Genomic DNA, 22,506 nt, shown 5'->3' with positions numbered 1-22,506 from the left:
TGAGCCTAGTGCGGTGAAAGTTGCACGCTGGGTTCTTAGAGGGGCGACACTTGGTAACAGGTGTCGTCTACTCGACAAAAGTGTGTTTCAGTTCTTAAATGGGGAAGTGTTTTCCTCATATACCTCAACCAATACAGCTAGCCTTTCAAGTTTACAAATTAGTCTTATATTTGCTTTATCGAAAGGCATTGAGGTTACTTACCTTGGCGAGATTTTTTAAAGTACTCAATACTGTGTTGTATACGACATTCAACACTTGTACTGTTTCCCTAACGCCAGAGCTATTCATTGACATATCAACAGTTTTTTCTTTTACATCTGGCTTGCGGGCTTCGTAAACGTAATCGAGTTAAAGCTCTTTCGACACTCGATACATCTGGAGCGAGGAGAGCCAGAATGCCCTTTTCCATGTTCACGAACGGGCTCTGTTTTATTACAGAAACGATATTGAACTTGGATAGTAACCATGAGTTAAAAACATCAGAAATCAGGTGGCTATATTAACATCTATCAACCGATTTGAGTTATGACCAATAAAAGGATAGTTAGGTTTTTATTGCGTAAATTATCGGTAAGATGAAGTCATATAACAGGCAATATTTCAGGTGTGTAGAATTATTCTATTTTAGGGATTTTGCTCTAAGTCTAAATGAATCTTTGCATTTCAATTTCAATAAAGCTTGGTTATTGATCATGTTTCTGAGTATGCGAATTATTATCAGTTATGCATATGATTGCTCATTGTCTAGTTTGACTTGTGTAACGTCACTTCAGCACGCACTACGCTGATTGTCTGTGTTTTCGTGTTGACAGTTTGGTACTAGGTAAAAATCAACAAGACTATGATTTCGAGGAACATTTTATGTTAAAGAAACTACTAAGTTGTTGTATCACCTCCGCACTCTGTTTTCATTCTTCTCTCGCTTTTTCGCAACCCAATGAGATTGCGGACAGTTCAGAGTTACAACAAGCTCCGGACATATTACCAGCCACATTAATGCTCGCACCGGACGAGATCGCCATTGCAGATCGCTACATAGTGGTATTTCAACAACCGCAAATGATGGCGAGCAACTCAACGGAATTCGAGCAATTCACGCAACAATCCGTAGACCGCATGTCTGGTTTGTATTCGGTAAAAGTGGAGTCGGTTTTTGACCACTCGATAAGTGGATTTGTCGCTAACTTGAGTCCTGAGCAACTAAAAGATCTGCGTTCTGATCCTCGTGTGGACTACATTGAGCAAGACAGAATCCTATCGCTTGACCCAATAGTCTCGGCAGACGCAAATCAAACCAATGCCATTTGGGGACTAGACCGAATCGACCAACGAAACTTGCCACTCGATAACAACTACAGTGCCAACTTTGATGGGACTGGGGTAACGGCTTATGTCATCGATACTGGTGTGAATAACGCGCATGTTGAGTTCGGTGGTCGCTCAGTTTCAGGGTATGACTTTGTCGATAACGATGCAGATGCAAGTGACTGTAATGGACACGGCACACACGTAGCGGGCACCATTGGCGGCAGCTTGTATGGTGTTGCGAAAAACGTCAACCTTGTCGGCGTGAGAGTATTGAGCTGTACCGGATCGGGTTCTACTTCTGGTGTTATTGCCGGTGTGGACTGGGTGGCTGCGAACGCTTCCGGACCTTCAGTCGCCAACATGAGTTTAGGCGGCGGTCAATCCGTCGCTCTGGATAGTGCGGTGCAAAGTGCGGTTCAGTCAGGTGTCAGCTTTATGCTAGCAGCAGGTAACTCCAACGCCGATGCGTGTAACTATTCTCCAGCACGCGTTGCTTCCGGAGTAACTGTCGGATCGACCACTAGCACGGATGCACGTTCGAGTTTTTCAAACTGGGGCAGTTGTGTGGATGTATTTGCGCCAGGTTCACAAATCAAATCTGCATGGTATGACGGTGGCTACAAAACCATTAGTGGCACTTCGATGGCGACGCCACATGTGGCGGGTGTAGCAGCATTGTATCTTCAAGAAAACAGTTCACTGTCTCCAAGCCAAGTAGAGGCCTTGATCGTTAGCCGCGCAACTAGCGGAAAAGTGACGGACACAAGAGGCAGCGTGAACAAGCTACTTTATAGCTTAACGGATGCAGATTGTGGCCAAGACTGCGGTGGCCCAGACCCAACACCGGACCCAGAAGGCAAATTAACCTCGGGCGTGCCAGTAAGTGGTTTAAGTGGTTCAACTGGTCAAGTAGCGTATTACTATGTTGATGTAGAAGCTGGGCAGCGCTTAACCGTACAAATGTATGGTGGCAGTGGCGATGCGGATTTGTATCTCCGTTTTGGAGCAAAACCAGCACTGAATGCATGGGACTGCCGACCTTTCAAATACGGTAACAATGAAACATGTACGGTCAGTGCGACGCAAAGTGGACGTTATCACGTCATGATTCAAGGTTACTCAAACTATAGCGGTGTCAGCATTCAAGCGAGCTACTAGTTATTTTTCTCGTTATTAGAAGAGAACAAAGCCCGCTTTTCGGTGGGCTTTTCTTTTGGGAATACTGTGCTTTAGGGAATGCAGTGTTTAAGAGGAGACGCTATTCAAACGTATTGGCCTTTTGCTTCAAAAACTCAACTCGAAGCGGCATCGAAGCTTTCTATTAGTAGTTAGTAGTACTCACATAAGTCGGGTTCCTCAAACAAAAACGCCCTTCATATAAGTAAAGGGCGTTTGTTATTTGACGTTTTGATTAGCGAGCTATAACACCAGCCCACCGTCAATCTTGAGCACTTGGCCTGTGATGTAGGCGCTCTTATCTGAGGTTAGGAAAGAGACGCCATTGGCAATATCTTGAACTGAGCCCATGCGCCCTAATGGGGTTTTGCCTTCCATCATTTGAATGACTTTCTCTGGCAGGTTCTTGGTCATGTCGGTGGCGATAAAGCCTGGCGCGACACAGTTGACGCGTATCTGTGCACCCTTTCTTGAAAGTTCTTTCGCCCAGCCTTTGCTCATTGAGATGACGCCGCCTTTACTTGCGCCGTAGTTGCTCTGGCCGATATTACCATCCGTTCCCACTATAGAAGAAATGCTAACAATACTGCCTGTGCCCTGCTCTAGCATGACAGGAGCAACACGTTGGGTGAGTAAGAACACCGCTTTTAGGTTCACGTCGATCACGCTGTCCCAGTCTTGCTCTAACATATCTGGCAACAATGCATCTCGAGTGATGCCCGCGTTGTTAACCAGAGCATCGATTCTTCCGTGCTGCTCTACAACACTTTCTACTACTTCACTTACGGCTTCGGCATCACACAAGTTGACTTGATAACTGCTTAGCTGCGCCGACTGACTCCATTCCACGGGCGATATGTCTAGCCCGATTACGTGGAATCCATCCTCCAGTAATTGTTCACAAATCGCTTGGCCAATACCACGAGCCGCACCAGTGACTACTGCTACTTTTTCCGGTTTCATCTTGGTCTTCCTTAAATGTTGAGATTACAAATTCGCTTGTATCCCTAGCGTTTTTGTTTTTATGCCTAGTCGCGTTACAGCTGCGCTTCTCATACGCAGGGTCTTTTACATCTTATAAAAACTATAGAAACAGTCTGGGAGTCGGATGTGAACTAATCAAGGCAACTTGATGACTATGGCAAGATCAACGTAAGAAAGTGTGTTGGAAGGCGCAAAGTTACACGATTGGAGGGCTTGGATAGAAAAGTATTGGTCTGATTAATCAAATACTACTTCATCAGACCAATATTACTTGTCTCTTAATCTCTTACAAAAGCTGGTTTTGTTATTTTCACCAGAAAAGGCTGAAGCAAGAGATTAAACAACATGCCAGCAATAAACAGGGTGATCACAATACTCGCACCACTCGGTAAGTCATAGCGAGCCGATGCGGCAATACCCGATAAGATCCCAACAATACCAATGCTGATACTAGCGACAAAGAATCGAGTTCCCTTCAATGCTGCCGCACATAAAGCTGGAATAACCAACAAAGCAAATTCTAAATAAATGCCGGTTAACTTGACCGTAATGGGCATCAGGATTGCAAAGATCAGATAAAAACCACTACCGCGCATAAACGCAGGTTTTAACCAAACCAATAGCAACATCGCAGCGGTAATGAGTGCCAGAGGCCAAACGTCTGCCCAAGTCGCCCATAACAATTGCCCATTAAGAATGCCTTGAATAAAGTCTCCGCCGTGTGGGTCTTTACTCACCAGCAGGATCGCCAGCGATGCAGACACGACAAACAAGCTGCCAATCATGGGCTCTAAATGTTGCTGGTATCGTTTCTCCATTAAGGCAATCAAACCGCAAAGCATCAAAGACATCACCCAAGGGCCAATCATTTCGCCAAAGAATGAGCCTGAGAACAGCGCGTATTGGCTCAACCAGTAGTGGCTTAGTGCTGCCCCCAATGCCGCAACTTGCGCCACCGCCAAATCTATAAAGATGATCTGACGATTAAGAACTTGTTGCCCCAGAACGATGTTGCCAACCAACGCAATTAAACCACACAAAACCGCAGGTAAAAGCCATGCATAATCCGCCATACTTAGATCCTCACAGGAACGGGCGGCACTAACACATCCAGTAAATCATCAATGACCTGATCGTACATCTCATCCAAGCTTTCACCCTCAGAAACGGTCAATGGCAGTTGAATCACAGGTTTGTCAGTATGATCTTGCAACCAGTTCGCTGGACGCTGATCCTGATGAGAGGAGTAAACAATCGCATCAAAACTGTCGGCATTTAACTTGGTGAGTGATTGCAGGTGAGATGTGGTCGGTGAAATGCCCGGTTTAGGTTCGAGATCGGCAATCTGCTTCATTCCGAGCCAATCGTACAAATAACGATACGTCGCGTGATAACCGACAACTTGCTTACCCTTTAAAGCAGCCCCTTTCTCATTCCATTCTTTAAGCTTTTTACGCCAATGAGCACGAAACTTCATACCATTCACTTGGTAACTTTGTGCGTTGTCGGGATCAATCGCTTTTAGGCGCTCCGTGACTTTACGAGATAATGGAATCATGTCATTTGCCGCAAATTGAACATGTGGGTTACCGTGAGCGTGTATATCTCCCATGCTACGGTCAACGTGAGCATGAGTATCTAACATGCGCACGAAGTCCGTCGCGTAGATCATGCTCGGCGCACCATTTTGCACCGCCGCATTGCTGCTACGAACTTGCAGCATAGGTAACCATCCCACTTCTAGTTCTGCACCCGAGCACATTGCCATGTCCGCTTGGCGCATCTTCGCAATCAAAGAAGGACGAGCTTGTACGTAATGTGGGTCTTGCTTAGCCGTTGTCGCTGAATAAATACTGGCATCTGGCGCGTGGCTTTCAAGAAAGGCTTTCCATTCTGGCTCACAAACGAAAATGTTTAGAGCCGAAGCAGGCGAAGCAATGATGGCAGCTCCTGCCGCCATCATCACCAAACTGCATTTATTTAATGTCAGCTTAGAACGCATGAGCACCGTGCGCTCCAAATGTCATCACGTATTGCAGAGTGAACACGTTGTCTGTCTCACTGTCTTGGTTATCAATGCGAGTGTATTGCGCACGGATAGTACCGAAGTGAGAAGAATCCCATGCGATCATCGCATCCATTTCTTTATCATTCAGCTCAGTAAAATGCATGTGGTCGCCATGTGCATGACCATCGTAGCTTTCTGCTTCGCCGTAACGTAGACCTGCTGACCAGCTTGGGTTGAAGCGATAAACACCCGAAACATAGTAAGCGCTTAAGTTGTCTGGTGACTCTGCATCGTTTTTATATTTGCTGTCTACCACACCGTCTAACAGCATGTATTCAGCCGATAGCGTGAAGTTGCTGTATTTGTAATTACCGTCTGGTGCCCATTTCCAAACAAAATCAGCCCCGTAAAGGTTCGCACCTGTCACTGCTGCGCCATGATGGTGATCGTGATCATGCTCTTCTTCATGACCGTGGTCGTGATCTTCGAACTCTTTAACTTTGCCATTTTCGTTACGCAGGTAACTTAGACCAAACTGCCAACTTGAAGATTCAGAGAAATCATTACCAAGCTTCATCGTTGTCGTGTAAACACCAACTTTAGAGCCATCTTCAACAGAAGACATCTTGTTGCCGCTTAATGCTTCTACACCAAATTTCACGTAAAGATCGGTTGGCAGAACGATGTTTGCGCGTACACCGTCATCATAGTAATGCGAACCAAGGAAAGTACGGTAAGCAATTGGGCGTTCAACGAAACTGTCAGTGTGCATGTGTTGATTGTTGAGGTAACCGAAGTCAGATAGGAATCGGCCTGCGCGCACGTTTACACCGTAAGGCAATGCCAAAGTTTCGATGAATGCTTCTTCAAGCTCTAATTCTGTCTCATCGCCATGACTTTCAAGAACAGCGGTCAACGCACCGTGAAACTTGTCGTCGATATTCGATGAGAAGTTTAATTCCGTATGGCCTAGACCAAAGCCTTCTTCGCGCTCAGAATTATGACGTTGGCCATCTTGGTAGTAGCCATCAACAACAACACCAATCTGTGGGTTCGATAGTGTGTCGGCAAAAACAGGGGATGCAAAAATGCTACCGATCACGAGAGACACCAATTTCTTATTCACTACTTTTTCCTTTTTGTTATGTTATAACATTTAATTTTGCGATGTTATAATATAACAATTCTCATTACACAAGCAGAAATTTAAATTAGGCTCCGATTTCATGTTCGTACTCAATCCATGAATTGGGCTATCAACAAATGAATCAATTGATGTTTTTTAAACGTATACTAATGAGAATTAGTAATTAAATAAGTAACGGAATTTCAATATGTTGAATATGGATTTTTCAAAAAGAATCGTGATAGATACTGCTCAACAGGAATGGATCGCCAGCCCTTCCAAAGGTGTGTGGCGCAAACCTTTGGAACGAGAAGCCAAAGAATCAGGGCATACCACCAGCGTCGTTAAGTACGAGCCAAATTCGCAGTTTTCGACTCATCCTCACCCTCAAGGAGAAGAAATATTGGTGCTCGAGGGGGTATTCTCTGACGAATACGGTGACTATCCTGCCGGCACTTACCTTCGTAACCCTCCAGGAAGTCAACACGCACCATTTAGCAAAGAAGGCTGTGTGATTTTAGTTAAACTAAATCAGTTCGAATCTGAGGATCTTGAAACAGTTCGCATTAATACAAACCAAGCGAGCTGGCAGAGTGGTGTCGGTGGGTTGCAAGTCATGCCGCTGCATAATTTTGAGCACGAACATGTCGCATTGGTTAAATGGCCAAAAGGTGAGAAGTTTCAACCACACCGTCACTTTGGTGGTGAAGAAATTTTCGTATTGTCAGGAGAGTTTAGAGACGAGCTAGGTACCTATCCCGCTCTCTCTTGGATTCGAAGCCCACATATGAGTGAGCATTTTCCTTTTGTAGAGCAAGAAACGATCATTTGGGTAAAAACTGGTCACCTGCCGCTCCAAGCTCCTGCTCAGCACTCCTAGTGTTTGCACACTTGGCATCGTCCATTGGAACTAAAATCGGCCCGCAATTTACGAGCCGATGATCATTTCGTCACTAAGAACCCATTATTCGCGAGTGGAGCCAGTCTTTGAGCTCAGCCCGGTTATGTTTTAACACGTTCATTTCGTGATCATCAATCGGGCTTCCTTGAAGTTCTAGTACGCGGATTTCCTTATCTAAAGCATTGTAGTTCTTAACGGTTTCAGCAAATGATGCATCGCTTTCGGTAAGCTGAGTAATGGTATCCAAATGTTCTGGGAATTCATGAGTTAATGAGTGATTTTCACCTAACATAGAGACCTCTTGGCTATTATTTGAGTACAAAACAGTGCCTAATTTTTGAGCACCACATGTATAACCGTAGCATCTAATGAGACGTTAATTCGTCGCACCGTCCACAAAAAGAACAACAAAGTTATTTTCAATTTTTCCTAGAAAGTGTTTTCTTTTTAGTCTCAATAGTCGAATGCAAAAGATGCCACTATGATCGATCTATAATAACCCTCAACAATGAGAGCGATCATGCGAAAGACAATTCTAGTTACTGGATCTACTGACGGTATTGGTTTAGAAACCGGGAAAATGTTAATTAACCGTGAACAACACGTAATAATCCATGGCCGGAATATAGAGAAAGTTCAACAAGTTGAGCAAAGTTTGAGGGAGATGAAAAGTGGTAAAGTTGAAAGCCTTGTTGCTGATTTATCCTCTCCCAATGCGGTAAAACAGATAGTGATGGAGATAATAGAACGGTTCAATCATTTAGACGTCATCATTAACAATGCTGGTGTGTACGCAACACCAAATCCAAGAACTAAAGAGGGTCTTGATGTACGCTTCGCAGTCAACACCATTGCTCCCTACTTACTCACTAGAGAGCTATTGCCGTTGCTCGGTGATACGGGTCGTGTGGTTAATTTGTCTTCAGCTGCACAAACAACAGTAAACACTAGCGCTTTACTCGGTAACAAACCATTGTCAGATGGCGAAGCATATGCCCAAAGCAAATTGGCATTAACGATGTGGTCACGAGCAATCGGACTAAAGCTTAAGAACACTGGCCCTATGTTGGTATCAGTAAACCCAAAATCATTCCTAGGTAGTAAGATGGTTAAAGATGCTTATGGGGTTGCTGGTGGTGATATCCGCTTAGGAGCAGATATTCTAACTCGCGCTGCGCTATCAGAAGAGTTTGCTCAAGCGCATGGTATGTACTTCGATAATGACATTGAAGCATTCGCGCCCCCACACCCTGATGCATTAGATCAAAGCAAAACACAGCAGATAATTGATACTATTGAATTAATCTTAAGCAAACTCTATTAATAACAATTAAGAATTATCTTGAGGTTCGTTTTTATTCGGACCTTAAAAACAATGTATTCGATAAGTGAAACTTGTTATCACTTTTCCGCAAACTCCCAATAAGGTGGCGTGCCATAGTATTCAGCAAAGAAATCAATAAAGGCACGCACCTTAGGCGCAATTAAACGAGAGCTTGGGTACACAGCCCAAATCCCAGCATCCATCGCTAAAGGGTGATCTTCGAGTACTTCCACTAGCTGACCACTTTGTAATTCTTGATAAACACTCCAAACCGAGTTGATAGAAATACCTAACCCGTTTACCGTCGCGTCTCTCATCGCATCACCATTATCGGTTTTAAAACGACCAGAAGTTCTTACATTGAACATTCCATCTTTTGTATTGAATGACCAATTATTCATTCCAACTAAGTTAATACATTCATGATTCGTCAAGTCTTGGGGCTTGTTAGGTCTCCCAAATTGTTCAATATAATCTGGTGATGCAACGATAATACGACGATCTGGCGCAAGCTTTCTTGCGACCAATGAAGAATCTTTCAACTCAGCGACACGAATGGCGACATCAAAACCTCCCTCAACCAGATCAATAATGGAATCAGAAAATCGGCAGTCCACGGTTAACCCTGGGTAACGCGCCATAAAACCTTTTAATGCGGGCACAATATGTAAGCGACCAAAAGTTGCAGAGGCGGTTATACGTAATACTCCCGTTGGCGCACTCTGCCCTGATCCAACAGCTCCCCTTGCTGCCTCCACTGTTGCAAGGACCTCCTCCGCGTGAGGTAAAAAAGCCTGCCCTTCTTCAGTTAAGGAAACTTTGCGTGTGGTGCGATGAACTAAACGAACTCCTAAGCTGTCCTCAAGTTTGTTGATGTGCGCACTAGCGACAGCAGGAGAAAGTCCAAGCTCCTGACCAGCCATGCTGATGTTGTGTGTCGAAGCCAAACGGACAAATAGCTTTACATGATCGATGTTCATTTAATTTTCAATTATTTGTAAAAAATCACCATATAGAGCTTAGCATTCTCTTCCTTACGGATAGTAAATAAATACTCCAGTTAGAAAAAACTGATGGGCAGATAGAAGTCCAGCTCAAACGCCTCATCATGGCTAAGGAAATGGTTTTTATGATAGTGAACATAAGCGGGAGTAGAACGCTGCTTAAAGCCTGAATTCGGCAACCACTTCTCTAACACCATACTCAATTGAGGAAGAAGCTCTCCATATACCCCTGTTAAGCGAAAAACAGCATGCAAACCACCCGGAATCGTCATTTGATTCACGACACCGCGTACTTTAAGCGGCTTATCAATCGCCATACAAGCCACATAGCGACACTTATCGAGCTCGACCCAAGCGGGGTTGGAGTGATGCAAACCGTATTGAACCGAAAAGTCCCGATTCTCAGAGCTTGCCCACGCCTTCAAAATCAGCCACGCATTGCGAATGGAACGGCTATAACCCTCATGCCGCACATAAGCCGCAAAGCGTTGTGGAACCTCCATAATTTTAGGTTCTGGCAACTCGCGTTTCGCAACCCGATGATAACCCGCAGCCACTTCCGGATCTTTTAGATACGGCTTTTCTGCGACTTGTAAATCATGCTTTCGCCACGCACCAGGAGACATAGCGAACGTTGCTTTAAACGCTCGGCTAAAAGAAGATACCGAGCTAAAGCCGCACTTGTTAGCAATGTCTAACACCGATGAGCTGGTATCAAACATCAGTTGATTGGCGGCGTATTCCATTCTTGTGCGACGGATATATTGATGGACAGACTCCCCTACCACATCTTTAAAAATACGATGGAAGTGCTGTTCAGAATAGGCTGCTACATCTGCTAGCTCTTTAGCCGATAAATCTCTGCTAATGTCCTGGTGAATGTAAAACAGCACGTCATTGATTCTGGAAACTTGTTGATGGCTCACGGAGTAAACTTTCGCTTAAATGGCATAAATGGACACATTTAACAGCATAAATGGACACACCAAGCTTGGCAATTTACCTATACTATTTCTGACATAAAAAAAGACAATTACGAGAAGCACAGCACATGGAAATCGCACAGTCATTACAACAAACTAAGTCATCCTACATCCGAGAGATCCTCGCAGCAGCGAGCGATAAGAACGTCATTTCTCTTGCAGGTGGCTTGCCGGACGAAAAAACCTTCCCGATCGACTTAATGAAACCGACGCTCGAAAACCTCGCTAATATGCCAGAGGTGTTTCAATATGGCGCAACAGCAGGCTACGCCCCGCTACTTAACTTTTTGACCGATTATTACCAGCTGCCGGAATCTCATTTGGCTATGATCACAACGGGCTCTCAGCAAGGGCTAGATTTGATAGCGCGTGCGTACGTAAATCCGGGCGATAAAGTGGTGATGGAAGCACCGAGCTACCTTGGTGCTATGCAAGTATTCGGTCTAGTGCAAGCCAACATCGTGACCGTTTCACAAACCGAGTGTGGCCCAAACCTTGAAGAACTCGAACAGTGCTTTGCCACGCAGCAACCAAAAATGTTCTACGCCGTACCCGATTTTCACAACCCAACGGGCGTATGCTGGGCGCTAGAGACTCGCCAAAAAGTTGCCGAGCTTTGTATACAATACGACGTGGCGTTCATTGAAGACGCACCATACCGCGAGCTGCGTTTTTCTGGTGAAGCGCTTCCACTGGTTTCGGACTTCTGCCCACAGCACTCCATCGTATTGCGCTCTTTCTCCAAAATAGCTTCACCAGGCTTGCGTATTGGTGTAGTTACGGGCAAGAGTAGCTACCTTGAGCCACTCATCAAAATTAAACAAGGTGCCGATCTGCACTCTAGTATTCCTATGCAAGCTTTGCTGCATGGTCTACTGCAACATGACAACTTCGAAACGCACATTTCAACCATCTGTGCGCTTTACAAATCACGTTACGATGTCATGTTTGCTGAACTGCAAAAACAGCTGCCAGAAAGTTGCGTACTCAAACCCGTCGATGGTGGTATGTTCGTTTGGGTCGAGATTCCAGAATGCGACACCTTCGAACTGGCGAAAAACCTTCTCGCAAACTGGGTTGCTGTAGTGCCTAGCCCGGTCTTTTATCCAGAAGGTTCAAAGGTAAAAGCCGCTCTGCGTCTTAACTTTACCAATGCTACACCAGAAGAACTGACGACAGCTGTCTCTCGAATCGCGGATGTCCTCAACACGTTGTAATTGAACGCGAGTGTAAGAACCTGCCTTTGAGATTCAAAAAAAGTCTCAAAGGCAGCATCAAAAAAGTTCCCCAAAAAAATTTATATTTTTCCTTCAAATCAACTCTCTACAGTAAGTGCCTGTTTTCTCTTGAACCTCTCACTCATATAAAAATGAGAACTCAATCACGTATTTGATGGTTAGAAAAGTTACGTCTATCTTTCAGTCAAAGACATCAACTTCGCAGCGTTAATGCTCTCAATTTCAGACACTTTATCAATCGTGGCTTAGCGGTTGATAAACGACTAAAAAAGCATCTGTGGGCATACCCACTACGAAGGGTTGACCAGAACCATTCTGAATGTCGCGAGCCAATCTTTTGATTGGCAATTACGTCAGTGAATCGCACCAAATGACAGAGGGGTTATCAGGATGAATACTCGAACCACGACAGGACTCGTCACCATCGGCTGGTCCGTTACACTTTCACTTTTTACCGCATTCGCCGTGTATGCCAATACGTCGCCAAACTGTAGTGACGTATTAGCGGGCAACACAACTGCCGCATCGCAAAAAATGATGGTTTTATTGGGCGAAGACATCACCAAATCCAACCGTATCACTACGGTGATTCCAGCCGAAAACAATCCATTTGTGACCGAAGAACTGGTTTCGGTTTCTAACGACGTATCGCCAAACGGTCGTCTTTCACACAAGAGTTTGGAAGAGATTCGGAAAGTCCGCTCAAATCTAGAGAAAGCAGCACAGGAAGTAAGCCGATTACAAGGCACTTTTGAAGTGGCTTTCATCAGTTTGATTGATGGTTACTGCCAATTTTCTAATCATAAACGTACTCAACATGCCAAAATCGACTTTGACCATTTGGAAGGCCTCACTTTGTATTCAATCCCCGCTTTAATAGCAATGGTCGATCAGTCGTACTACATGGCAAAGAATCGAATCGCTAATGAGCAGAAACAGTTAAGCGACATTGAAAAAGAGAAACAGAGGCAGAAACAGCAAGCAACTGCGGCAGCAGCCGCTCGTTACCAAGACAGTAACGTACTTGTAAGAGTCGAGAACTTTGATGGCGCTAATGTGACATTTTCCGTTACTAACATTGGATCACAAGGATCATTACAACCAAATTTCAACTCGTTTAATGCATATCGCACAGAAAGTGGAGAATTAATCTACAAGTCAGAATCTTTACTACACCTGGCGGATACTGCAGGTAACACACTTGAAACAATGGGTATCGCTGAGCTCTCATCACAAGGTGGAAGTGACATATCGATCTCTCCTGGAGAAACCCGAAAATTCGTTACTAGCATTGCTTCAGAAGTCGCGCCACATACGCAGTTGAGCTTAGAGTTTCCAGCCAAAGTGCTTAATACCGAGCGAGACTTTACATTGTCGTTTTCTGATACATCAGCGGTGGCGACAGCAAACGTTAATTAACGTAAAGTAGTCAGTATTTGTAGAACGCATCAAAGACAGGCGAGCAGCGCCTGTCTTACAATTATGATCAAGCCAATAGCTACTGTTTGCACTTGTAAGCATTTGCAAACATCGTCACTGACGTAGAAAAGCTCAACGGTTGATACAAGTACAAGGTATCTGCGCCTAAATCCGCCGCCTTGATGCGCATTTGGTTTAGCGTCCCCCAAACCATGTCTTTATCGGCGTGAAGCCAGTAGTCGTAAAAGTGTCCTTCTGAGCCGATCACGGTACCCATTAGTTCACAGTTTTCAATCGCATTCACATTGTCCCAAAGCACCTGTACTTGCTCAGATTCTTGAGTTGGGAACGTCACACATCCCGTTAATGATGCCGCTAACGCGAGAGTCATCACTCGCTTTTTCATACTTATATCGCCAAAATTTTTCATAGATGGCAGATTTTATGAATGGCTGATGTGATGACTAGCAAAAACTTTTTATCGCGTGTTCAAGTAGAATTAATGGACAACGGAAAAGATCCAAAAGGTGATCATGCAGCTAGCGAGCAAAAACCTAATAATCACAGACCTAGCAATAAAGCTGTATCTGAGATACAACAGTAACGATTAAATAGCCGCGAGGGATAGAGTTTGGTTGCTAAAAATAAGCTAATTCGCTACACAGCTACGGAAGTCGCTGATGCATTTGACAAAGAAGATGAGCTCATTAAACAAGTTCAGTCCAACCAACTCTCGCAAGTGCTATTGCTTTGGCAAATAAAAAACCCAACGCTCGTGCTTCCCGCTGGTAAGAAATGGCCAGTGTCTAATGAGTTAGAACATGCGTTAAACATGTCGGGCTGGAAACTCTTTTCCCGTAAAACCGGTGGTGCACCAGTCCCTCAAGTGCCAGGTATTATCAATCTATCCCACATTTACCACTGGCCAGAAGGCGAGCCTTACAACATCAAAAAAGCGTATCTCGATTTATGTGCGATATTAACGGTTTTCTTTAAACAGCTCGGCGTGAAAGTGGATGTTCATGCAACGCCTTATTCCTACTGCGATGGCGAGTACAACCTCAACATTGACGGGCAAAAAATCGTGGGAACCGCACAGCGTGTTTTACTTAAAAAAGGCGGCGGACAAGTGGTGTTATCACAAGCATGCATTCTGATTGATGCCGACGTCGAGAAGATTGTCGAACCAGTACGAATGTGTAATCAGCTTTGCGGTCACAGCGATGATATTCGTGGTGATGTCCACACACCGCTCTTCCATCATATATCCGACCGCCCGTCGGTAGATTCGCTCTTTCAGCAATTGACGAGTGCGTTTTTAACGCATGCAAAAGCGGAGTAATGAAAGGAGCAAGCCTCCCCCACACTCCGAACAGCATTTGATAAACTAAAACTGCATACCGTGATAGCGATGTAAGAATGGGCATCGCCAACGTAAAACCATTCAATCGATCGACCAAACCAGTTATCAGTTTTGCCTGCCAAAAAGAAATGAGATCCAGTTCAAATATTTATCCATGACGGAATTAGTTGAAGCCTGCGCGTAAAAGCCTCAGAATGTCGCACTTTTCGCACCGATTTATTTTCGGCGCGTTGTTATCTAACTCTACAATTGAGAATCATACATATGGGTTTTACCTCGTTAGGTCTATCTGCTCCAATCCTTAAAGCTATTCAAGAGAAAGGCTACGACACCCCTTCACCAATTCAGGCAAAAGCAATTCCTGCTATTTTGGAAGGGAAAGACGTAATGGCAGCAGCGCAGACTGGTACAGGTAAAACCGCAGGCTTTACGCTACCGATTCTTGAGCGTTTATCGAACGGCCCTCGCGTTCGTGCTAACCAAGTTCGTGCACTTATCCTGACGCCAACGCGTGAACTTGCGGCTCAGGTGCAAGAAAACGTGTTTATGTACGGCCGTCACCTTCCACTAAGCAGTACGGTGGTTTTTGGTGGTGTGAAGATCAACCCGCAAATGCAGCGTCTTCGCAAAGGTGCGGATGTGCTGGTAGCAACACCAGGCCGCCTGATGGATTTGTACAACCAAAATGCGGTCAAATTCGACCAACTAGAAGTTCTGGTACTGGATGAAGCAGACCGCATGCTGGATATGGGCTTTATCCGTGATATTCGCAAAATCCTAGCTCTGCTACCAAAACAACGTCAGAACCTACTGTTCTCTGCGACTTTCTCGGATGAAATCCGCGACCTTGCGAAAGGCTTGGTGAACAACCCGGTTGAGATTTCAGTGAACCCGGCAAACTCGACGGCGAGAACGGTTGAGCAAAGCATCTACCCAGCAGACGTGAAGAAGAAAGCACCGATGTTGGTTAAATTGATCAAAGACGGCGATTGGAAGCAAGTGCTGGTGTTTACGAAAACGAAACACGGCGCAAACCGTCTGGCGAAGTTCCTGATCGAACAAAATCTACCGGCTGCTGCCATCCACGGCAACAAGAGCCAAGGCGCACGTACCAAAGCACTGGCGGATTTCAAATCGGGTGAAATTCGTGTGTTGGTCGCGACGGACATTGCTGCGCGCGGTATCGATATTCCGCAATTACCGCAAGTGGTGAACTTTGAGCTACCGAAAGTGGCAGAAGACTACGTTCACCGTATTGGTCGTACTGGCCGCGCGGGCGAAGTAGGTAAAGCGATTTCACTGGTGTGTGCGCTAGAAGCATCTGAGTTGTTTGCGATTGAACGTTTGATTCAAGAAGTACTACCACGTAAAGAGTTGGAAGGTTTTGCGCCAACCAATGTGGTGCCAGAATCTAAACTGGATACGCGCCCAATCAAACCGAAAAAACCTAAGAAGCCGAAAAAACCAAAAGCGCCAAATGCTGCAAGTGAAAATGCCCCAGCAGCCGAAAAGAAAGCAGGCAATGGTGCAAACAAACCCAAACGTCGCTTCAACGGTGGTAGCAACGGCAACAAAAACAGCACCAACCAAGGCGGTGCAGGCAAGCCTAAAGGCAACCGTGAAGGCCAAAGTCGTGCAAACAGTAAACCAGATGACCGCAAACCTAACGGCAACAAGCCAAATGGTAATAAACCGAATGGAAATAAACCAAACGGTAATAAGAGTGGCAACGCTGGTAAACCGTCTGGTAACCGCAAGCCAAACAATGCTAAGCCTGCAGGAAACAAACCGTCAGGTCAGCGCCGTAAGCCTCGTCCGCAAGCTGCAAACTAACCTGTAAACGGCCACCGATAGCAAATACAACAAAGCCGCTGATAATCTCAGCGGCTTTTTTTCTTAAAACACAGTTTTTTTAGAATACAGCTTTGTTAAAACAGTCTACATTAAAGGTGTGATTCGAATATCTGCGATTTGCGCTTCGTTCTTTTCACCCTCAATACCACCAGCGTAAATGTAGGTTTCATTCGATTTGAGGTAACTCATATTGAAGTGGTCCTTCAGCGCGATCTGATAGGTTTTTCCCTGCTCCAACGCTACTTCAATTGGCGTTGAGTAACGCATACCTTGGTTTTCACCAATATGGCCCATCTGCAAGTAACCTTGACCAACCACTTTACCTGCATCATCCAATACCTCTAACAATTTCACGGTGTTCGTGATGCCAGTATTAAGTTGCCCTAGGTTATTGTTGTACCAAGCATCGAACTGGTAAGTGCCCGTTACAGGGGCTGTAAACGACTCTGCACCTTTTACGATGCCACTGTCTTTACTCACCGTAACCACTGAGACATTGTCTTTGAGTGGCTGATATTCGCTATCAAGTTTGATGCGGATCTCTTCACCGACACAAACAGGTTGGCTTAGGTTAGAACGGAAGCCTTTATCGTTAATGCTTTCAGCCAAATAACAAGCAAAACCTGTTGGCGTATCGGAATAAGATTGAGCAATCACGTTCTTTTGAATCAGCTCGCCATTGCGATACAAGTTCACGTTGTACTTACTCGTCACGTCAATCGAAACCGAATTATCAACGCTTTTTACCACCAATGTTGGCTCTTGCGGAGAATAAACGCGACTATCTTCACTTGCGTACGGTTTCACACCAGAAACTAAAGTAATGCTGCTATCTACATTCACAAGCGCGCCCAATGTCACGTGGAAATGCCCCTCATCGTCCATCGTGACATTTTCAACTGGGTAGTAACCTGTGTCATCTTTGCTTACTTCAGGCAAGTCAATCGTTACCGAGTAGTTCTTTCCTTTGAAGTCAAAGTTTTCCAACGTGATTTGTTCAGACTGAGCCAACAAGTTATTGCGCACCCAACTTGTGATAAACGGCTTCACTTCCAACTTGCCCGTTTCGGTATGGATGCCGAATAGGGTCTCTACCACCATGTTCAAGTAGCCACCCACAGACCAAAGCTGACGCTGAGAGTTAATAACTGGGCCATCCATGCTTGGATCTTCACCATGATCACTATGGATGATGAATGACTTACCAGAAAGCCACTCTAAGTTTTCCATGTTGGATAAATTAGTTGCCGTACCACGAACCAACGATTGAATGGCATTGTTCGCTGCTGCCACATTTTGTGTTTGATGCGCGGCGCGCAAGCTGTACGCGGTAACAAATGGCCAAATTGCGCGATTATGGTACACAGGCACGTCCGGTTGTTGAGGGAAGTAAACCGGCACGCCAAACTCACTGTGTGGGTAATTGGCCATGATTTGTTTCGCCTGCGCATCACTTGCCACACCACTGATGATCGCAAGTGCTTCGCCCAACATGTCATATTTGTCGACCGCGATGTCTTTGCCATTATCAAACAAATAACTTACGTACATACCGCGTTCGGCATTCCAAAACTGCTCGTTGATAGCGGTTTTTAGCTGTGCAGCCCACTCGGTGTATTTGACCGCGTTGGTTGAATCGTACTTCTCTGCCAACTTAGCCGCGAGCTGAATCGCGCGGTAGTGAACCACGTTTGTCGATAACGCTTTGCTGCTACCAATCGCATTGACATCGTTTGGCGTCCACGTTGAATACGTTTGCTCACGCCAATCAAGGAATGATTGCTCACCGGTGTATAAACCAGATTTCGCATCAAAAGCCGCCAGGCGATCGGCTTCAAGTGTATTACTGATCGCTTTGTAAGCGCGCTCGGCAAATTGGTTGTACTCTTCCCCATCCAATGCCGAAAGTAAGCGTTCTGCACCAAGCGCCCAAGTCGTGCGGTCGGTACTGATTGGCCAGCTACCGCCCGTGCCCGTATCTTGCACAATCTGCTCGCCATCGTATTGCTGATCGGTCGTATCGCGGAAAGCGGACAATTTGAAATTCAAACCATTTTGCACGCGAGTTGGATTCATCAATGCAAGCGAAAGGTCTGCTGCGTACGCCAAATCACGCGTCCATACGTAATGCCACTTCGCGCCCGTCTCAAAAACTTCCGCTTTGATTGGGTTGTTGTAGTTGTAATTGCCGTCTTTGATTTCAGAAACGGCAAGCTGGTCTAGCTCTTTCATCGTCAACGCAAACAACGCGTCAAACGCGACATCGCCCGACACCACTCGCGGCCCTGTTTGTTCATTAATCACTAAGCCTTGGTCGAGCGCATCACGCAATTCTGTCGTCGTTGAAATACCAAATTCACGCAGTTCAGCTTTAGGATCTTTCACCGAAAAAATCACGGTATCACTCGAGTCATCGTAATTGGCGAACAGTTTCACTTCTTTATCCTGATGCCCTTGATGCACCATTGCAGGGTCGAGAATCGCATCAGAGTAGTATTTTTCCGCTTCTTCTTGCGTTGCTTTCGTCACAGTCATTGTCGCGCGACTTTCATCGGCAAAGCTCACAGAAAACTTGTAATACCCTTTGTCTTCAAACGTGATCTCAGAGTTGCAATCATCGTTCATACACGCTTCATTCGTGTCTGGTTTTGGCAGGTACTCTTGAGCTTTATCGAACGCCGCGGGCTCCTCAAAATAGGTGTATTGGATCTGCCAACCCGGATCAGCAATCTTGAACTGATTGCTACCTCGAGCGACGCGCAGTACGGTTTCGTACTCGTTATTACCCAAATAGTTTAGCTTGGCATGCTCTGCCGTGCCCCAATCCCCATTTAAACCGCGTAAATATAAGTCGGCTGAAATAATTGGTTTGTCGACCGGCATTGGCGCATCAGAAGAATCTGACCCACACCCAGCAAGACCAATACAAGACGCGACAGCAAGCGCAATAAAACTCGGTTTCATGTTCATCCCTTAGATTGTTATTTTGGCGACAGTCTAAAGAACACCTTTTTGAGGGGAAAATAGGAAGTCAGGAGCGAGCTATAGATAACATCTATACGTCAAACCCCAACAGTGATGTAGATCTATGAAATGCGCATAATTTCAATCAAATGAGATTACAGATTTGTGATTTATAAATGAAATTGTGCAAAATACCCCTCGTTCTTAGAGGGGAAAGAAAATGGACAAATCTCTGCAGCAATTTTTACTGGTTGCACGCTGCCAAAGCATCAGTGCTGCGGCAAGAATGGCAGGGTTAAGCCAGCCAACGGTAACAAGCAATTTAAAGAAGCTGGAAGAGAATCTCGGCGTGACGCTGTTTGAACGTCATCCTAATGGCATGGTGTTGACCGAATACGGACGCATCCTCTATCGCCATAGCAACGCGATGCAGCATGAATACAACCAAATGATGCAAAGCATTGATGAACGGAAACAGTATCAAGTCGGAAAAATTAAAATGGGTACTGGCGATGCGTGGTGGCCGCTGTTCGTCAAACAAGCACTCAATGAACATCTGACCAAGCAGCCATCGGCATCTACACACGTCGAATTTGGCAACCACTTAGGCTTGATGGATTCATTAATCAACGAACAGATTGAATTCTTCATCGGCCACGAGATTGTCGGCTTGTCGTCTAAATGCGATGTTACGTTTATTCCGCTATTTCAAACGGTTGATGCCTATTTTGTTTCCTCAAACCATCCACTGCTAGGGAAAACCGTCACCGAAGAAATGCTGCACGAATACCCCGCTCTTTCGGTCACTTATGACGCTAAGAAATTCGCTCACGTCATCGATAACCCAATCCCGAAACAAAATGAACGCGAAAGGCAGCAACTGGATGACAGACCGACTTACGAAGTGGATTCTCTGCTCGCCAGTATTGATGTACTGAAAGAAAGCGTCGCGGTGATGTCTTATACCCGCCATCTGCAATCGTATTTGGAATCCTTTGGCTTACGATGCTTAACCATGGAAAACGAACCAAACCCTGGCACCGTCGGGATTTATCGCCACCGCCGAGAAACCTCGGAATCGCATCTAGATCTGATTGCGGGCATCACTCAGCGCGCTAAATTGCTCAACTAGAAAGTCCAAAAACAGGCGAACTCTTTTCGGTTGATATTGACGGCTTTGATAAATGACATGCAGATCCGCTTCAGCGCCTTGCGAGAAGGCGCTGAAGTTTTTCATATACCCATCCAAAACCGTTACTAAACGTTGTTGTTTGAGGTCTTGCTGAATATCTAAAATCGATTTCAACGCAATCCCCGCACCGTCCAACGCCCATTGTCGAATTACTTCACCATCATCAGAAAATCGCTTTGGCGTGACCGTGATCGTTTGGTGAGACTCTTCATCTTTAAAGTGCCACGTTTTTAATTCTTCATTGCTGCGCACCATCGCTAAGCAGCGATGATCCGCGAGATCTTGTGGGCAGTTTGGGACACCTTGCTTCGACAAATAATCAGGTGACACACACAGCACACGTTGACTCGACGCCAGCTTGCGCGAGATGAGATTACTGTCCGCTAACTCACCGTAACGAATCACTAAATCGAGCCCCGATTCAGCCAAGTTCGATAAATTGTCATTAAGATAAAGATAAGGCGTCACATCCGGATATTGCTCAGAAAAAGCCGACACCATCGGCGAAATAATTTGTTTGCCAATATCTCGTGGAGCTGAAATTTTCAACGTTCCGCGCACTTCCGAAATACCCGTTTGCAGTAAGTTTTCCGTCTCTTTCACGCTATCAATGATGTTCAGACAAGCTTGATGATACATTGCCCCTGCGTCCGTGAGTGATACGTGGCGTGTGCTTCGGTTGAGCAGCTTTACGCCATAGCGTTCTTCTATCGCTTGCAGCCTTGCCGTTACCGTCGCCGGAGACAAACCTAACTCCCTTCCCGCCGCTGCCAGACCTTGATGTTTAACGATGCTGACAAACAACGTCATATCCGAAAACTTATCCACCTTCGCGCCCTTATTATTTGGAAAAACTGAATAATCAATTCAGATATAACCCAATTATCAAATTAAGTCGAATCCATATACTGACCCTATCGACATTGTTTAGACCCAGAACGTTATGTGACAGGGCAAAGTTAAACGCCGTAACGCTGTTCAACGCACAACAACACGCCCTACCCAGCCAAGAGATAGGAAACAAAAAATGAAACTGTACATTTATGAACATTGCCCCTTTAGCGCCCGCGTCCGTTTTGTCGCAGGCATGCTGAATATTCAGCTCGACGTCATCAACATTGCTTATGACGACGAGAGCACCACCACAAACATCATCGGCGCAAAACAAGTTCCTCTTTTGATCAAAGACGATGGTGAAGCGATGGCGGAAAGCTTAGACATCATCAACTACTTCCTTGAATTGGCATCTTCCAGCGAAAACAACCAACCCTCTACACCGGTTTTAGATTGGCAAAAACAAGCGTTTTTACCGCTACAAAAAGTCGGGTATCCGCGTTGGTCAAACATGACGTTACCGGAATTTGCAACAGAAACCGCTAAACAAGCATGGCGTGCAAAAAAGGAAACCGAAGCGTTAAATTTTGAAGCTTTGATTAACGATACGCCTGCGATTGCGAAAGAAGTCGCCGCTTTGATAGAACAAACCAAACCTTTGCTCAACCTAAGTTCAGAAAAGCAAACGTCACTGGTTGATCAAGCCATTATGTTTTCCATTCTACGCGGCTTTTTCAGTGCGCCCGAAGTGCAATGGGATCCAGCCGTACTTCACTGGATGGCAACCGCTCGTAAAGCGACCAACGTGCCAGTACTTATCTGAGGAG

At 45.4% G+C, this 22,506-nt stretch carries 20 protein-coding genes and 2 pseudogenes; 10 read left to right on the top strand and 12 right to left on the bottom strand.

Annotated features, from left to right (window positions below):
- Positions 1–144: 144 nt before the first annotated feature.
- Positions 145–468: pseudogene (locus R7Z77_RS01300) on the bottom strand (IS1-like element transposase); the annotation flags it as partial.
- A 394-nt stretch (positions 469–862) separates the two neighbouring features.
- Between R7Z77_RS01300 and R7Z77_RS01295 the strand changes: the two are divergent.
- Positions 863–2,467 carry a S8 family peptidase gene (locus R7Z77_RS01295; RefSeq protein ID WP_213967440.1) on the top strand — a complete coding sequence of 535 codons (1,605 nt, stop codon included), beginning with the start codon at positions 863–865 and terminating at the stop codon, positions 2,465–2,467.
- A gap of 261 nt (positions 2,468–2,728) precedes the next feature.
- Here the strand turns inward: R7Z77_RS01295 and fabG are convergent, their stop codons facing one another.
- From fabG to R7Z77_RS01275, 4 genes are all read right to left on the bottom strand, one after another.
- Entirely contained in the window at positions 2,729–3,448 is a 720-nt protein-coding gene (gene fabG / locus R7Z77_RS01290) for a 3-oxoacyl-ACP reductase FabG (protein ID WP_017633598.1), read from the bottom strand.
- A gap of 299 nt (positions 3,449–3,747) precedes the next feature.
- Positions 3,748–4,542, bottom strand: a complete 795-nt coding sequence (locus R7Z77_RS01285) for a metal ABC transporter permease (RefSeq protein WP_005373725.1) — start codon at positions 4,540–4,542, stop codon at positions 3,748–3,750.
- A gap of 2 nt (positions 4,543–4,544) precedes the next feature.
- Positions 4,545–5,471, bottom strand: coding sequence for a metal ABC transporter solute-binding protein, Zn/Mn family (locus tag R7Z77_RS01280; protein ID WP_025767961.1), 927 nt, complete (start codon positions 5,469–5,471; stop codon positions 4,545–4,547).
- Positions 5,461–6,603, bottom strand: coding sequence for a hypothetical protein (locus R7Z77_RS01275; protein WP_213967441.1), 1,143 nt, complete (start codon positions 6,601–6,603; stop codon positions 5,461–5,463). The genes R7Z77_RS01280 and R7Z77_RS01275 overlap by 11 nt, the downstream gene beginning before the upstream one ends.
- A gap of 208 nt (positions 6,604–6,811) precedes the next feature.
- Here R7Z77_RS01275 and R7Z77_RS01270 point away from each other — a divergent pair, with 208 nt between their 5' ends.
- Positions 6,812–7,483 carry a cupin domain-containing protein gene (locus R7Z77_RS01270; RefSeq protein WP_054574565.1) on the top strand — a complete coding sequence of 224 codons (672 nt, stop codon included), beginning with the start codon at positions 6,812–6,814 and terminating at the stop codon, positions 7,481–7,483.
- A 73-nt stretch (positions 7,484–7,556) separates the two neighbouring features.
- Here the strand turns inward: R7Z77_RS01270 and R7Z77_RS01265 are convergent, their stop codons facing one another.
- Positions 7,557–7,796: a YdcH family protein gene (locus R7Z77_RS01265; protein WP_053304577.1), complete on the bottom strand. Its 240-nt coding sequence runs from the start codon at positions 7,794–7,796 to the stop codon at positions 7,557–7,559.
- 228 nt (positions 7,797–8,024) lie between these two features.
- On the opposite strand from R7Z77_RS01265, the gene R7Z77_RS01260 reads away from it, so the two are divergent.
- On the top strand, positions 8,025–8,828 hold the full coding sequence (locus tag R7Z77_RS01260) for an SDR family NAD(P)-dependent oxidoreductase (protein WP_213967442.1): 804 nt from the start codon (positions 8,025–8,027) through the stop codon (positions 8,826–8,828).
- A gap of 77 nt (positions 8,829–8,905) precedes the next feature.
- Here the strand turns inward: R7Z77_RS01260 and R7Z77_RS01255 are convergent, their stop codons facing one another.
- Together R7Z77_RS01255 and R7Z77_RS01250 are read right to left on the bottom strand one after the other, a co-directional pair.
- Positions 8,906–9,808: a LysR family transcriptional regulator gene (locus R7Z77_RS01255; RefSeq protein ID WP_213967443.1), complete on the bottom strand. Its 903-nt coding sequence runs from the start codon at positions 9,806–9,808 to the stop codon at positions 8,906–8,908.
- Positions 9,809–9,888: 80 nt separating this feature from the next.
- Complete coding sequence (locus tag R7Z77_RS01250) at positions 9,889–10,758, bottom strand: GyrI-like domain-containing protein (protein ID WP_005387011.1); 870 nt, start codon at positions 10,756–10,758, stop codon at positions 9,889–9,891.
- 125 nt (positions 10,759–10,883) lie between these two features.
- On the opposite strand from R7Z77_RS01250, the gene R7Z77_RS01245 reads away from it, so the two are divergent.
- Together R7Z77_RS01245 and R7Z77_RS01240 are read left to right on the top strand one after the other, a co-directional pair.
- Positions 10,884–12,032 carry a PLP-dependent aminotransferase family protein gene (locus R7Z77_RS01245; protein ID WP_054574563.1) on the top strand — a complete coding sequence of 383 codons (1,149 nt, stop codon included), beginning with the start codon at positions 10,884–10,886 and terminating at the stop codon, positions 12,030–12,032.
- Between the two features lie 411 nt (positions 12,033–12,443).
- Positions 12,444–13,472, top strand: coding sequence for a hypothetical protein (locus R7Z77_RS01240; protein WP_085569170.1), 1,029 nt, complete (start codon positions 12,444–12,446; stop codon positions 13,470–13,472).
- Positions 13,473–13,551: 79 nt separating this feature from the next.
- Here R7Z77_RS01240 and R7Z77_RS01235 read toward each other — a convergent pair whose 3' ends face one another.
- Positions 13,552–13,878, bottom strand: a complete 327-nt coding sequence (locus R7Z77_RS01235) for a DUF4156 domain-containing protein (RefSeq protein WP_025767966.1) — start codon at positions 13,876–13,878, stop codon at positions 13,552–13,554.
- Between the two features lie 42 nt (positions 13,879–13,920).
- Here R7Z77_RS01235 and R7Z77_RS01230 point away from each other — a divergent pair, with 42 nt between their 5' ends.
- A complete protein-coding gene (locus tag R7Z77_RS01230; protein ID WP_196358484.1) occupies positions 13,921–14,076 on the top strand; it encodes a hypothetical protein in 156 nt (51 codons plus the stop codon).
- Between the two features lie 27 nt (positions 14,077–14,103).
- Positions 14,104–14,814, top strand: coding sequence for a biotin/lipoate A/B protein ligase family protein (locus R7Z77_RS01225; RefSeq protein WP_054576141.1), 711 nt, complete (start codon positions 14,104–14,106; stop codon positions 14,812–14,814).
- A gap of 59 nt (positions 14,815–14,873) precedes the next feature.
- On the opposite strand, the pseudogene R7Z77_RS28860 reads toward R7Z77_RS01225, so the two are convergent.
- A pseudogene (locus R7Z77_RS28860) lies at positions 14,874–14,951 on the bottom strand (VOC family protein); the annotation flags it as partial.
- 148 nt (positions 14,952–15,099) lie between these two features.
- Here R7Z77_RS28860 and R7Z77_RS01220 point away from each other — a divergent pair.
- On the top strand, positions 15,100–16,668 hold the full coding sequence (locus R7Z77_RS01220; RefSeq protein ID WP_213967444.1) for a DEAD/DEAH box helicase: 1,569 nt from the start codon (positions 15,100–15,102) through the stop codon (positions 16,666–16,668).
- Positions 16,669–16,773: 105 nt separating this feature from the next.
- Here R7Z77_RS01220 and R7Z77_RS01215 read toward each other — a convergent pair whose 3' ends face one another.
- The gene (locus R7Z77_RS01215; protein ID WP_054574559.1) at positions 16,774–19,653 is read right to left on the bottom strand and encodes an MGH1-like glycoside hydrolase domain-containing protein; all 2,880 of its coding nucleotides are present in this window, start codon (positions 19,651–19,653) and stop codon (positions 16,774–16,776) included.
- Between the two features lie 220 nt (positions 19,654–19,873).
- Between R7Z77_RS01215 and R7Z77_RS01210 the strand changes: the two genes are divergently transcribed.
- Complete coding sequence (locus R7Z77_RS01210; protein WP_005479866.1) at positions 19,874–20,785, top strand: LysR family transcriptional regulator; 912 nt, start codon at positions 19,874–19,876, stop codon at positions 20,783–20,785.
- Here the strand turns inward: R7Z77_RS01210 and R7Z77_RS01205 are convergent.
- Positions 20,738–21,673, bottom strand: a complete 936-nt coding sequence (locus R7Z77_RS01205; protein WP_054574558.1) for a LysR family transcriptional regulator — start codon at positions 21,671–21,673, stop codon at positions 20,738–20,740. The two genes, R7Z77_RS01210 and R7Z77_RS01205, sit on opposite strands and share 48 nt — an antisense overlap.
- 199 nt (positions 21,674–21,872) lie before the next feature.
- Between R7Z77_RS01205 and grxB the strand changes: the two genes are divergently transcribed.
- Entirely contained in the window at positions 21,873–22,502 is a 630-nt protein-coding gene (gene grxB, locus R7Z77_RS01200; protein WP_053349306.1) for a glutaredoxin 2, read from the top strand.
- Positions 22,503–22,506 lie beyond the last annotated feature (4 nt).

The sequence above is a fragment of the Vibrio sp. 1401 genome, assembly GCF_033340295.1.
This window is presented reverse-complemented; position numbering and strand designations above follow the sequence as displayed.